Annotated in this window: 10 protein-coding genes; 4 read left to right on the top strand and 6 right to left on the bottom strand. The window is 47.0% G+C overall.

Annotated elements, in window-relative coordinates; translation table 11 throughout:
• Positions 1 to 3 precede the first annotated feature (3 nt).
• Positions 4 to 1,206 carry a serine-type D-Ala-D-Ala carboxypeptidase gene (dacC, locus tag FEK47_RS04040; RefSeq protein WP_130214756.1) on the bottom strand — a complete coding sequence of 401 codons (1,203 nt, stop codon included), beginning with the start codon at positions 1,204 to 1,206 and terminating at the stop codon, positions 4 to 6.
• A gap of 246 nt (positions 1,207 to 1,452) precedes the next feature.
• Between dacC and gstB the strand changes: the two genes are divergently transcribed.
• Positions 1,453 to 2,079, top strand: coding sequence for a glutathione S-transferase GstB (gene gstB, locus FEK47_RS04035; RefSeq protein WP_135486447.1), 627 nt, complete (start codon positions 1,453 to 1,455; stop codon positions 2,077 to 2,079).
• Here the strand turns inward: gstB and yliI are convergent.
• From yliI to FEK47_RS04020, 3 genes are all read right to left on the bottom strand, one after another.
• Positions 2,076 to 3,194: an aldose sugar dehydrogenase YliI gene (gene yliI, locus FEK47_RS04030; RefSeq protein ID WP_135486448.1), complete on the bottom strand. Its 1,119-nt coding sequence runs from the start codon at positions 3,192 to 3,194 to the stop codon at positions 2,076 to 2,078. The genes gstB and yliI overlap by 4 nt on opposite strands.
• A gap of 110 nt (positions 3,195 to 3,304) precedes the next feature.
• Positions 3,305 to 3,688 (bottom strand): biofilm formation regulator BssR, encoded by a 384-nt coding sequence (gene bssR / locus FEK47_RS04025; RefSeq protein ID WP_135486449.1) that lies wholly within the window; start codon positions 3,686 to 3,688, stop codon positions 3,305 to 3,307.
• 104 nt (positions 3,689 to 3,792) lie between these two features.
• Positions 3,793 to 5,847, bottom strand: a complete 2,055-nt coding sequence (locus tag FEK47_RS04020) for a beta-galactosidase (protein ID WP_135486450.1) — start codon at positions 5,845 to 5,847, stop codon at positions 3,793 to 3,795.
• A gap of 234 nt (positions 5,848 to 6,081) precedes the next feature.
• On the opposite strand from FEK47_RS04020, the gene FEK47_RS04015 reads away from it, so the two are divergent.
• From FEK47_RS04015 to rimO, 3 genes are all read left to right on the top strand, one after another.
• A complete protein-coding gene (locus FEK47_RS04015; RefSeq protein ID WP_135486451.1) occupies positions 6,082 to 7,164 on the top strand; it encodes a LacI family DNA-binding transcriptional regulator in 1,083 nt (360 codons plus the stop codon).
• Between the two features lie 253 nt (positions 7,165 to 7,417).
• The gene (locus FEK47_RS04010; protein WP_135486485.1) at positions 7,418 to 8,641 is read left to right on the top strand and encodes an oligosaccharide MFS transporter; all 1,224 of its coding nucleotides are present in this window, start codon (positions 7,418 to 7,420) and stop codon (positions 8,639 to 8,641) included.
• Between the two features lie 127 nt (positions 8,642 to 8,768).
• Positions 8,769 to 10,094, top strand: a complete 1,326-nt coding sequence (gene rimO, locus FEK47_RS04005) for a 30S ribosomal protein S12 methylthiotransferase RimO (protein ID WP_130205175.1) — start codon at positions 8,769 to 8,771, stop codon at positions 10,092 to 10,094.
• Between the two features lie 47 nt (positions 10,095 to 10,141).
• Here the strand turns inward: rimO and FEK47_RS04000 are convergent, their stop codons facing one another.
• Entirely contained in the window at positions 10,142 to 11,470 is a 1,329-nt protein-coding gene (locus FEK47_RS04000; protein ID WP_135486452.1) for a GGDEF domain-containing protein, read from the bottom strand.
• Between the two features lie 7 nt (positions 11,471 to 11,477).
• Positions 11,478 to 13,826 (bottom strand): EAL domain-containing protein, encoded by a 2,349-nt coding sequence (locus FEK47_RS03995; protein ID WP_138183111.1) that lies wholly within the window; start codon positions 13,824 to 13,826, stop codon positions 11,478 to 11,480.
• Between the last annotated feature and the right edge of the window lie 68 nt (positions 13,827 to 13,894).

Below are 13,894 nucleotides of genomic sequence, written 5' to 3'. Positions count from 1 at the left end.
AGATTAAGAGAACCAGCTACCAAACCACTGATGGAATTTCATCATCACGAAATCCCACATCCGACCAAAGAATCCCCCCTCTTCCACATTCTCCATTACGATCAGCGGACGCTGTTCAATAGATTTACCGTTAAGCTGGAAATCAATGGTTCCGACGACCTGGCCTTTTTTCAGCGGTGCGGTGAGCTGCGGTTCGGTTAATGTATAACTGGCTTTCAGGTTTTTCAGTTGTCCACGCGGAATAGTCACCGATCCGCCTTCGCCAGCGCCGAGATTCACTTCACTCTTATCGCCAAACCAGACTCGCTGGGTCACAAAGGTGGCATCAGGTTTAATTGGTGTCACGGTTTCAAAGAAACGGAAGCCCCAGGTGAGCAACTTTTCGGACTCATTAAAACGGATACGATCGGTTTTCGCTCCCAGTACCACAGAGATCAAACGCATGTCGCCCTGGGTCGCGGAGGCCACCAGGTTGTAACCGGCTCCTGCCGTAGTACCGGTCTTCATGCCATCGACATTGACATTACTACTCCACAGCAGACGGTTACGGTTAGGCTGGCGAATCTTGTTGAAGGTAAATTCCTTCTCTTTATGAATGGCGTACTCTTCCGGTACATCGTGGATTAACGCTTTGCCCAGCAAGGCCATATCGCGTGCGGTACTGAACTGCCCCGGTGCGTCGAGGCCGTGCACCGTCTGGAAGGTGGTGTTGGTCAGGCCCAATTTTTTAGCATAACCATTCATCAAGCCAATAAATGACTCCTGACTGCCCGCGACGTAATCGGCCAGCGCAATACAGGCGTCATTACCGGACTGAATAATCACGCCTTTGTTTAAATCGGCCACCGAAACCTGATCGCCCGGTTTGAGGAACATCACCGATGAACCACGCAGTGCCGGATTTCCCGTCGCCCAGGCATCTTTACCGACCGTCACCATATCGGTGAGTTTAATCTTATCGGCCTTGAGCGCCTGCCCAACCACATAGCTGGTCATGATTTTGGTCAGACTGGCTGGGTCCAGTTTCTCATCCGCATTACCTTCAGCCAGCACTTTTCCGCTGGCGTAATCCATTAAAATCCATGCACGCGCATCCACGCTCGGCGCGTCAACGGTTTGTTCCGCCGCGAATGCCGTTGGGGCAAAAAGGAATAAAAATGCAGAACCCGCTGCAAGACCACGAAGGAGAGAGGAGTATTGCGTCATAAATGCCACCCGAGTATCCATTCAAAAAAAATACGTTATATCGCCGTATGATAAGTTCGGTGATTAATAACGCACACACAAACTTAAAGAAACCGTAAGTTGGTAAAGTTTTTAAAGTTTATGCAATATCCTGCCGCTTCGCTGCTTCTGGCGTCATTTTTTTGCCAACTGTTGCTTAAAAGTTAACTTTACTCCACCATCAGAGTCCTGTTCAGCCTGTGGCTGCCTGTGTAAAAAGGGGTGAGTATGATTACGCTGTGGGGTCGGAATAATTCAACCAACGTAAAAAAAGTGTTGCTGACGCTCGAAGAACTGGATCTACCTTATGAGCAAATTCTCGCGGGCCGTGAGTTTGGAGTAAACCATGACGCCGACTTTCTGGCGATGAATCCCAACGGGCTGGTGCCGCTGTTGCGCGACGACGAAAGTGATTTAATTCTCTGGGAATCGAACGCCATTGTCCGCTACCTGGCAGCACAGTACGGGCAAAACCGCTTGTGGATCGACTCGCCAGCACGTCGTGCAGAAGCGGAAAAATGGATGGACTGGGCAAACCAGACGCTCAGTAATGCCCATCGCGGGATCCTGATGGGATTGGTCAGAACACTGCCTGAAGAGCGCGACCAGGCCGCCATTGATGCCAGTTGCAAGGAATGCGACGCTCTGTTTGCCCTTCTTGATGCGGAACTGGCAAAAGTGAAATGGTTCTCTGGTGATAAATTTGGCGTGGGTGATATCGCTATTGCACCGTTTATCTACAATTTGTTTAACGTCGGTCTGACCTGGACACCGCGTCCAAATCTGGAACGCTGGTATCAACAGCTCACTGAACGCCCCGCAGTGCGTAAAGTAGTGATGATCCCCGTTAGCTAATTATTACGTGGACTTACTTTCAGTAATTCGCCATTGGACTCGTCGGTCAACACGTACAAATAACCGTCGGGCCCAGTGCGAACATCACGAATTCGCTGCCCTCTGTCCGTTAATATGCGGCCATCTTCTGTCACTTTGTCGCCGTTGACGCTCATCACGATGACATCTTTGTCTTTTAACGCGCCAATAAATAATTTTTGCTGCCACTGGGGGAATTTGTCGCTGTTATAGAAGGCCATACCGCTCACGGCAGGCGAATCTTTCCAGTAGAAAATCGGTTGTTCGGTTCCGGCAACGATTTCCCCTTTCGCTTCCGGTATTTTAAGTCCCGAGTAATTGATGCCCCAGGATGCCAGCGGCCAGCCGTAATTTTTGCCTTTTTCCGGGATATTAATTTCATCACCACCGCGCGGACCATGCTCATTCAGCCACAGCGCATTGCTCCACGGATTCATCGCCATCCCTTGCGGATTACGAATGCCGTAAGACCAGATCTCAGCGCGCGCACCGGATTCCTTTGCAAAAGGATTATCATCCGGGATCTCGCCCTGGTCGGTCAGACGCACCAGTTTGCCCTGTAATTTATCCAGATCCTGCGCCGTCGGGCGCTGATTGTTTTCCCCCAGACCAATAAACAAATAACCTTTGCCGTCAAACACCAACCGTCCACCAAAATGGTTACCGGTAGAAAGCTTAGGCATCTGACGAAAAATGGTGCGGAAATCCGTTATTTTTGTCAGATCATCGCTCAAACGGCCATAACCTACGGCAGTACCGGCTTTGTCATCATCTCCCTGTTCCGAATAACTTAACCAGATGCGGCGAGACTGGGCAAAATCAGGCGCTAAAGCTACATCCAACAAGCCTCCCTGCCCGTGCGCCCAGACTTCCGGCACACCAGCCAGCGGCGCAGATAATCCTTTTCCTTCTTGCCAGTGGCGTAACTCGCCACCACGCAGCGTGATTAACATACCGTGATTATCGGGTAAAAAGGCCAGCGCCCAGGGATGGTCGAGTTTGTCTTGCAATACTTCGACATTTACCGTTGCAGGTGCCGCCCAGAGAGCGGAAGAAACACAGAAAAGGGTCACAAGGAAAAGAGATTGTCGATGCATAACGCCTCCGGATTGACTCTGGCTTAAAGCGTAGTCAGTCAAAAGCGCAACAAATGCATTTTTACATAAACTTAAACATGAAGGGGGAGATGCATTCTCCCCCTTAGTTTTCAGGCCTTCTCAAGCATGGCGTGCTTCTGCAGGCTCTGGATACTCAGCGTTAAGCTCATCAGACAATTTTCAAGCTTATCGGCGTTGACGGTAATAAAATTTGGGCAATCATGATACCCACTCATCAAACATACTGCGGCTGTCGCTAATGCTTCTTCAGCGTGATGAAGAGCACTCCACTCTTCCTTATCCAGATGAAGATTCAACCGCAGCGATTTATCGTGCAGTTCGCGATGCAGTTTAAAAAAGTTATCTCGTAGATGATTGCTTTCGCTGACGGACATGTATCCTTTGGCCTTCCTCAGATGCACGTATGCAGCGAGGTCAACTTGTGCGTCTTTCAACCGGTTCAGCAGGTCGATTCGCTGTCTGTCAACGAACATACTTCGATCCTCCTCTTTCCAGCCTTGTTGCAATTAAATAGTATGGCTGTTTTTTGAGCAAAATGCTGTCAGGGATCAATACTTCACATCTTATTAATAATAATTTACATTATTTCTCTTTCCAGTACCTCACATCCCCACGGCGCCAGTTCTAATTCTTGTGAACAAGCCTTGCCCGTTTCCGCCACTCGCCACGCTCCAGGAAGTACAACATTTTGTACATGAGCAGTGTAATTTTGTACAAAAACCCATTCCTGATCGCCGTCTGTCCGACGCGTTGCAATAACGCCAGCAGGAAGTTCAGTAGCAAGTGCTTTTGGGAGATGAAGTGTGTTGATCAACATCGCGGCAAACGCTTGATGAAATGACGCATCATTACGCGAAGCCACATAGAAAGCACGACCTTGTCCGACGTGATTTACCGTTAACGCAGGTGTACCCGCATAAAAATCCTCACCATAGCGCGCCAGAACCTGAGCACCTTCGGCGTGAATAACCGCACATAATTCCCGTGCCTGCCATTGCCCCTGCAGTCCATACGCATTCGGCTCGCAGATAACTTCGTTATGCTGATAATCATTAAGACTATCAATCTCTTCAGCCCATACGCCCATCAGGTCACGCAACGGGCCAGGGAACCCACCCAGGTGACATAAATCGGTTTCATTGACAATCCCGGACCAGTAAGTGGTGACAAAATTGCCACCAGCTTCGACATAGGCACGAGCACGAGCAGCAAATCCATCGCGAACCATATAGAGCATTGGGGCGATAACTAACTGATAACCCGTAAGATCACAATCAGCATTGATAATATCGACCGCCACGCCCTGCTCCCAGAAAGGTCGGTAATGCTCCACTACCGTTTGTTCGTAGTGGATACCGCAATTGCGCGGTCCGGCAGCATCATTGACCGCCCAGCGGTTCTCCCAGTCGAAAATAATGGCAACTTTTGCCTGCGTTTTCGTCCCAACCAATTGTTTAAGATGAGCCAGCCGTTGCCCCAGTTGTATGACTTCGCGCCCGGTACGCGTCTCCAGATGACCGACGTGATCAACCACCGCACCATGAAACTTCTCCACGGCACCACGACTCTTACGCCACTGAAAATAGTGCACGCCGTCTGCGCCGTGAGCGACGGCCTGTAAGGAAGAAAGAATATTCATTCCCGGCTTTTTCAATTTGCTGGTTGGCTGCCAGCTTGTCTGACTGGGCGTGGATTCCATCAGAATAAACGGTTTATTTTTCAAGGTACGCATCAGGTCGTGATACATCGCTGTTTTACAGGCTACGGCGCGTTCATCTTCCTGTTTGTGCCACATGGGGTAGCTATCCCAACTCACAAAATCAACCACTTCGGCTAATGCCCAGTAGTTGTAGTCATTGAAATACCACATAAAATTGGTCGTCGCAGGTAAATCGGGGCGTTCAGCTTTTAACGGCGCGATTTCCATTTGATAGAACTCTTTTACCTGCGATGTGACAAAGCGCCGCCAATCAAGATTCAAACCGTGGTTGGACATTTCACCTATTGGGGAAGGAGATTCAATTTGTGACCAGTCACTGTATGTATGGCTCCAGAAGCCAGTCCACCATGCCTGATTAAGCGCCTCAAGAGTGGTGTAACGCGTCTGCAACCAACGGCGAAACGCCTGCTGGCATCCATTACAATGACACTCTCCGCCATACTCATTACTGATATGCCATCCCAGAACCGCCGGATGATTGGCGTATCGCTGCGCCAGATTACGGTTAATTTGCGTCACTTTATCTTTATACACTGGCGAAGAAAGGCAGTGATTATGGCGACCACCGTGAAGCATTTTCTCGCGTGAGGCGCTAACTCTCACAACCTCCGGATAACGAGCAGCAAGCCAGGCGGGTTTGGCTCCGCTTGGTGTTGCGAGGAAGACAGAGATCCCACCAGCATGAAGTTTATCCAGCACCTCATCCAGCCAGTCAAAGCGATACTCACCCTCTGTGGGTTCCAGTATTGACCAGCTAAAAATGCCCACCGACATGGTGTTACAACCAGCCTGTTGCATCATGGCAATATCTTTCTCCAGAATCCCAGGGACATGTAACCATTGCTCCGGATTGTAATCAGCTCCATGAAGTAACCATGGGGCTCTGGGGATAATCGGTGGGTACTTGTCCATGCTGACTCCTGAATTGTTTTAAACAGACAAAAAATGTTATTCGTTCACAATACTGTCATCTAGTAATTTATTGCTTCGTTATGCAAGGAATGTCCGGCAGGAATGTGATCAAGTACGCGTTTTTTCCCTTCAAACAGGTTCGTCGGTTCAGCTTACCGGCATTGAGACAGGTGAGCGTGATACGTATGACATTCACTGCGGTATACTGTGACAAATCTTTTAGCCGGGGCGAATATGAAAACCAAAGCTGCAACCCTTGCCGATGTTGCTCGTCATGCCAATGTTTCTTATCAGACAGTGTCGAGAGTGCTTAACAATTCAGCGAACGTGTCTGCTAAAACACGTCAAAAAATTGAACAAGCCATTGCCGAACTTAAGTACGTTCCAAATCGCGTAGCTCAACAGTTGGTAGGGAAAGAGAGCAAAACGGTCGGGCTGGTTACAACTTCACTTGCCCTGCATGCCCCCTCGCAAATTGCGGCAGCAGTGAAAAAATATGCCGGAGAACAGGGATATCAGGTACTGATATCCATGATTGACGATGTTGATATTAAAGGTATTCAGGCTGCAATTAATGAATTAAAAGCACAACGGGTAACAAAGATTATTATCAACGCACCACTGGAAACGGCATTGGCTGAAACACTGGTTGCTGAAAACAGCGATGTATTGTGTCTGTTTCTCGACGTGGACCCTTATAGCCCGGTATTTAACGTCACCTTTAATCCCGCAGAAGGTGCACGCGCCAGCGTGAAACATCTTTACGATTTGGGGCATCGTCAATTTTGCTTGATCTCTGGCCCTGAAAATTCAGTACCCGCGCGGCTACGACTCAATACCTGGCGCGACACCCTCGCTTCACTCCAACTGTCGCCGCTGGCCATTCATTACGGTCATTGGGACGCTCAAAGCGGCTATCTGGCGACGTTACAGATGCTACGTGAAACACCACAGGCGACCGCTCTTCTGATCGCCAATGATCAGATGGCATTGGGAGCATTAAGTGCCTTACATCAACAAAAACGTAAAATCCCGCAAGATATTTCTGTCATAGGCTATGACGACACCTATGAGAGTGCGTTTTTTGAACCTTCGCTAACGACCGTCGCAATCGACTTTGATTTACAAGGGAAAATTGCCGTTCAACAAATTTTACAGCCGGACGATGAACACGCGATGCTCCGCTCTTCAACCATCCTTCCCAGTCGCCTGGTCGTGCGTAACTCTGCTGGACCCCTGCACTCACCACAGACTGATCTGATGAATATTGCTGAACACCTTCGCACACTGGCAGATGAGCTAACACGAAAGGCATAAAAGTAATACGTTCTCATAAAAAGATTTAGTGATCTGTTTCGCTAAATCTTTTTTATTATCAGCAATAATTGTGATGTAAATCTCAAACATTCATTTAACACATTGCCTAATCATCGCGGTCAGGGTCAGAGTAAAAATGAAATTGTTAACGTATGACATTTCCGGAGATGCATACCAAAACAATAACCAGTAAGCACAGCTAATGCCTGTGCCAACGGTAAATGACCCAACGCCAGTGATTGAGGATATGGCTATGTTATTGCCCGGTAAACGTAATTATATTTTGCTCAGTATTTTCGATTTTCTGTACCTCTTCGCCTGGTCGGCAACGATGGCATTTTTTGTCATATGGACGACACAGCATCTGGAAATTACCGCCACACGCACAGGATTGCTTTATTCCGTTAATGCTTTCATTGCGTTATTAATGCAGCCGTTCTTCGGTTTCATCTCTGATAAATTTGGTCTTAAGAAACAACTCATCTGGATCCTCGTCGCATTATTACTTCCCGTAGGCCCATTCTTTATTTATGTGTATGCCCCGCTTCTGGTTCATAACTTCTGGCTGGGCGCTGTTTTGGGTGGCGTTTACCTGGGGATCATATTTAATTCTGGCTGTGGCGTTCTGGATTCCTGGATAGATAAAGTTTCGCGCCGTTATCATTTTGAATATGGTCGCGTAAGAATGTGGGGCTCTCTGGGATGGGCTGCCGCCGCGTGGATTGTGGGTAAATACATTGATACCAGCCCTAATCTCTCTTTCTGGCTGGCAAGCTTCGCCGCAATCTGCTTTATGTTTACCAAAATTGAACTGACCGAGGCGGAAATTGAAAAAACCAATTCGCTGAAAGCTATCCATGCGCTTGAACTGGCGAAAAATAGTCAGTTCTGGTTTTTATTGATGTTCACTCTGTTCGTAACGCAAATTTATGACACCTACGATCAACAATTCGCACAATATTTTTCGCTGCAATTTCCGACGCCAGAAGAAGGCAATCGCTGGTACGGAATTCTGGCTTCTGTCCAGGTCTGTGGAGAAACCTTATTTCTCTGTCTGATGCCGTGGTTTGTTAACCGCACTGGCGCCAAATGGGCATTAGTGATTGCCGGAACCATTATGTCGCTACGCATTGCCGGTTCAGCTATCCAACTGGGACCTGTGTGGATTGCGGCCGTTAAAATGATGCACGCCATCGAAAAACCACTGATCCTGGTGTCTGTGTTTAAATTTATCGCGGCTAACTTTGATCATAAACTCTCTTCGACGGTATACCTGCTGGTGCTTTTTGTGGCATCCATCGCCACGGCAATCTATTCACCCATTGCCGGCTATCTGTATGACACCATTGGCTTTGCTGAAACCTATCTAATCCTGGGGGCGATTGCCGGTTGCTTCACGATTATTTCGGTCTTTACGCTGCGGGACAAATCCAGCAGCCAGACTGCGGAGGCGCTAACTCAAAACCCAGTAGCATGACAATCATTTGCGCCCCGATATTTGGGGCGTTTTCCTCACCTGTTGACCAGATTACGATACAAATTTTATCCAGAACTCTGTAGAATCCCTGCCCTGACCTTTCCTGTAACTGAATATTTTTTAAGCTATGAGCAAAGTAACTCCCCAGCCGAAAATCGGCTTTGTTTCCCTTGGCTGCCCGAAAAACCTTGTCGATTCAGAGCGCATTCTGACCGAACTGCGTACTGAAGGTTATGACGTTGTACCGAGCTATGACGACGCGGATATGGTGATCGTTAACACCTGCGGCTTTATTGACAGCGCGGTGCAAGAATCTCTGGAAGCCATTGGCGAAGCGTTGAATGAAAACGGCAAGGTGATTGTGACTGGTTGTCTGGGGGCAAAAGAAGATCAGATCCGCGAAGTCCACCCGAAAGTGCTGGAAATCACCGGGCCTCATAGCTACGAGCAGGTTCTGGAGCACGTTCATCACTACGTGCCAAAACCGAAACACAATCCGTTCCTGAGCCTGGTGCCGGAACAGGGTGTTAAGTTGACCCCACGTCATTATGCCTATCTGAAGATTTCCGAAGGTTGTAACCACCGCTGCACCTTCTGCATTATTCCTTCAATGCGCGGCGATCTGGTGAGCCGCCCGATTGGCGAAGTATTAAGCGAAGCGAAACGTCTGGTTGATGCGGGCGTTAAAGAGATTCTGGTGATTTCCCAGGATACTTCCGCCTATGGCGTAGATGTTAAACACCGTACTGGCTTCCACAACGGCGAGCCGGTAAAAACCAGCATGGTCAGCCTGTGCGAACAGTTATCGAAACTGGGGATCTGGACACGTCTGCACTACGTTTACCCTTATCCGCACGTGGACGACGTCATCCCGCTGATGGCTGAAGGCAAAATCCTGCCATATCTGGATATTCCGCTGCAACATGCCAGCCCGCGTATTCTCAAACTGATGAAGCGCCCAGGTTCGGTGGATCGCCAACTGGCGCGTATCAAAAAATGGCGTGAAATCTGCCCAGAACTGACCCTGCGTTCAACCTTTATTGTCGGCTTCCCTGGCGAGACGGAAGAAGATTTCCAGATGCTGCTCGACTTCCTGAAAGAAGCACGTCTGGATCGCGTTGGCTGCTTTAAATACAGCCCGGTTGAAGGCGCAGATGCCAATGCTCTGCCGGACCAGGTCCCGGAAGAAGTGAAAGAAGAACGCTGGAATCGCTTCATGCAACTGCAACAACAGATTTCCGCCGAGCGCCTGCAGGAGAAAGTTGGCCGTGAAATTCTGGTGATCATCGACGAAGTGGATGAAGAAGGCGCGATTGGCCGCAGTATGGCTGATGCGCCGGAAATCGACGGCGCGGTCTATCTCAACGGTGAAACCAAGGTTAAGCCGGGCGACATCCTGCGTGTGAAAGTCGAGCATGCCGATGAGTACGATTTGTGGGGTAGTCGGGTTTAATTAATGCCAGGCCGGGCAAATTTATTTTCCCGGCCTGCTAATAAACATTATTGCCAGCTAATCTGCGCCCTGCCGTTTTTCTTGCTCTTATACAGTCGCTCATCAGCCAGCATTTTAAGCCGTTCAACGGTGGTACATTCATTTGAATGCGCTACGCCAATGCTGGTGCTTAAATTAATGCTCCCCACCTGGAAATGAACGATTTCTTTTAATATCGATAGCAACTCTTCCAGCGTTCCACCTGTATAAATCACCGCAAATTCGTCGCCGCCAAAACGATAGACTTTGCCTTTATCCACCGGAATTTGTGATTTAAGGATTTTCACAACCTTAATTAACACTTCATCGCCCAACAAATGGCCGAAGGTGTCGTTAATGTTCTTGAATTTATCGACGTCAAACAGGCACAAATATCCGCCTTTTTCCGGCAAGGCTTTTAAGTCTTCGTCAAAGGATTTTCTGCCCATCGCTTTGGTCAGGTCGTCAAGAAACGCTGAGTTATACATGCTGTAGAGTTTTTTGACATCCGCCGCCGAGAAGAAAAGCCCACCGTCCAGCACACGGTCAAAATGGTTATTAATAATGGCTTCTTTTTCAACAATGCCCCGATTGATCACTCTGCGTACCAGATAGAGGCAGCTGGCCCCTGATATAGCTGCCACCAATGCGGCAAAGAAGATGATCAACGTACATACCTGAAAATAAACGTCTTTTTTATAGGCAAACACATACAATCCTGTCGGTAAATAGGAGAAGTGCTCCATCGCTTCCGAAACAGTGAAGATGGCGTTTTTGGCGTTATATTCATCACCAGTAACCGGTTTGCCATTCTTAAAAAGTGAGAACATCAGGTTATCGCTGTCCATTGCCAGTGATTTTGACAGTAAAGAAAAGCGCTCCAGCCCAAGCAAAAATATCAGACTACGATTATGGCTAACCGGGTAGAGATAATAGACGAAGGTTTTATCATCAAAAGAAATAAACCCCGTATTCTTAACATGCAGATACTTAACCACCTGCATGATATTTGCACAATAGTTATTCTCGTACTCCTTTACCTGAATACACTCATCACTGGAAATCAAATAAGGCCCAACATCATACAAATAAGAAGGAGAAATCGAATCGGCATAGGCTGTGCGTAAGCCAACCAGCAATTGTTCTTCCGTAGGGTTTAGCGAATTGATGAGATCAATTGCCACACTACGCCGATATTCAGCAATATTTGCCACCGCAAAAGCAGTATCAATAACGGACTGTTTCAGGCCATACACCCGTTCTTTCACCATTTGAGTGTAGATCCCGCAGGCAACTGCCGAAATCATAATAAAAATCAGCAGACTGACTGTAAGTACGAATTTATTGATTCTGGACATACCTAAACTACTCTTTTACTAACTTTCCACTTTTATCCCAGGCAGAGAATGGCATAGGCTTCTGGTACAGATACCCTTGGGCCTGAACACAGCCTAATTTCATTAATTCACGCGCAACCTCTTCGCTCTCAACACCTTCTGCAATCACCGGAATCTGGTTATAGCGTGCCAGGTCGAAGATAACGCGTACAATTTTTCCCGCGGTGCCGAAAATATCGCCGGTAAATTGCGAGTCCACTTTTATGCTGTCAGGGTTAATTTCATAAAAACGTTTCAGGTTTGACAGCCCTGTGCCAAAGTCATCAATCGATATCCCTACCCCTTGTTTACGCAGTTGTGCAATATTGAGATAAAAATGTTCATTAATTCGTTCGATCACTGTTTCAGTGATCTCAATACAGATACTATTCGCCTGCAGATCATGCTCTTTCATGATAGTTGTAAAATGCTCATGAAAGTGTGGTTCGTTTAGCTGCCAGGGCGAAACATTAATATGCAGTAAGAAACCGTCCTTCAGGGCCGCACGCTGGCTAAAATGCCTGAATTCACCCATCGCGGTTTTAATAATTTGATAGCCAAGCTCATTGATAAACCCAATATCTTCAGCAATCGTAACAAACTTCAGCGGTGAGATTATTCCTCGTTCCGCAGAGATCCAGCGGCATAATGCTTCTGCGCCGACAATGTCTCTGGTTTTCATATCAACAATCGGTTGATAGACTAAAAATAGTTCGCCTATTTCCATTGCATGGCGAATATTACGCGCAATCCAGATATTCTCTTCAATTTCGTTGAGTTTCGCGTCATCACAGAAAATAAACTCAGAGAACATATGGTCACGGACACTGGAAATCGCCAGTTTCAGTTTTTCGGCATAACTCCAGGCGTTTTCACCCTTCAACGGTTCACAAATGGCAGATTTGTGTATGCGCAGATTGCGATAACCAAAGCTGCTGTCGAAATCATTTACCATCGCTATTTTGCGGGTAAAGGTCTGTACATTTTCCCGGCATAATAATAAATAGAGATCGGCATTGAATGTCACTATATCGCAGCATTGCGCATATTTCTCGGCAATTCGCTGACACAGTTTCCTGACGATTTTATTGCGTTCCTCGACGCCAAACACAGCTTCGACGGCTTCCAGCCCGCACAGTTTGATGATCCCGACAGCCAGATACTGGCTATTATTAGATTCAATAATCGCCATGTTTTTGATAAATCCACTCTCCTGATCGTAGGAGATTAGCGAGAGCAGTTTATTCGAACGTTCAACTTCGGCGTCTTTCATTTCCGCTATGGAATTTTTGATGCTGATAATCTCTTTCGCATCGCCTTCACGGATTTTCAATGCCTGCATTTGTTCAGAAGAATCGGGCAAAAACTCCAGCGTATTGACCAGTTCTGTCATTTCGGAAAATTGTCGACGAAACACACGCGTGGTCATCAAGTAAACCAACAGCAATACGATAATAATAAATGCAAATGGTAGATAAAAGAGTTTATCCGATGCGTTAAATAAATTACCTGTGGGATAATAAAAATATATTTCGAACAACGAGTTATTTGGAACTTCTGATGTTCTTGCGATATATTCCGTGTCGAAAGAATCAATAATGTTATAGTTTCCTTCGCTATTATAAATAATCAGTTTTTCGCGGGCGAGTTGGTTTTTGGCGATGATCTCATGGCCTTGCTTCAAAAACAGTACTTCATCATTCGAACTGATTTGATCAAGATATTCATTCAGATAGCGCCAGTTTAAGTCGACATGAATCTTATTAACCGCCAGTAAGTCACGGTCTTTGCCATTAATTCGTAGAGTAAAAGAGATACACTTTTTCCCTGGCCGATCAAAGCAGTTGTAGGCCGGATTCCAGCTACTACCCGAGTCGTCTGATGCCACCGACCAGGGCCGCTGGGACGGGTTAAAGTCGGCAAAGATGACGCGTCCTGCCTCATCGACAAGTGGCCCATTTACTTTTTCCTGATGGTAAACAATGATTTTATCATTCGCCCGACGGGTAAAGAGATAATATTTATCATCATCCAGCACCAATCCTACCGTATCCAGAAATGGCATCATTTCCATTTTCAGAATGACGGCACGTTTAATCTCCTCACTGTTTTTCAATAAATACAGCGAATCCTTTAACGTTAAGGCAGCACGCTCAATATCTTTAAAAAAATAACCTACATTTTTTTGAATAAGTTCAAAGCGGCTATCGGCACGTTTTACCGCCCTTTCCGATACCAACTGATAGTTAATGATGAAAAAAAGACCAATAAATGACAGCGTAGCCAACAAAAATAAAATAATCAGTCTTATCTTTATTTTTTCGTATAAACTAAGCATGTTAATACACGTAACAAAATAACTATCAGTACGCTACTTCGCTGCATAAATAGACTTTTACAGCAGCA

The sequence above is a fragment of the Escherichia sp. E3659 genome (genome assembly GCF_005781135.1).
GTDB lineage: Bacteria > Pseudomonadota > Gammaproteobacteria > Enterobacterales > Enterobacteriaceae > Escherichia.
The sequence above is the reverse complement of the archived record's forward strand: the minus strand, read 5'-3'. Positions and strand labels throughout refer to the sequence as shown.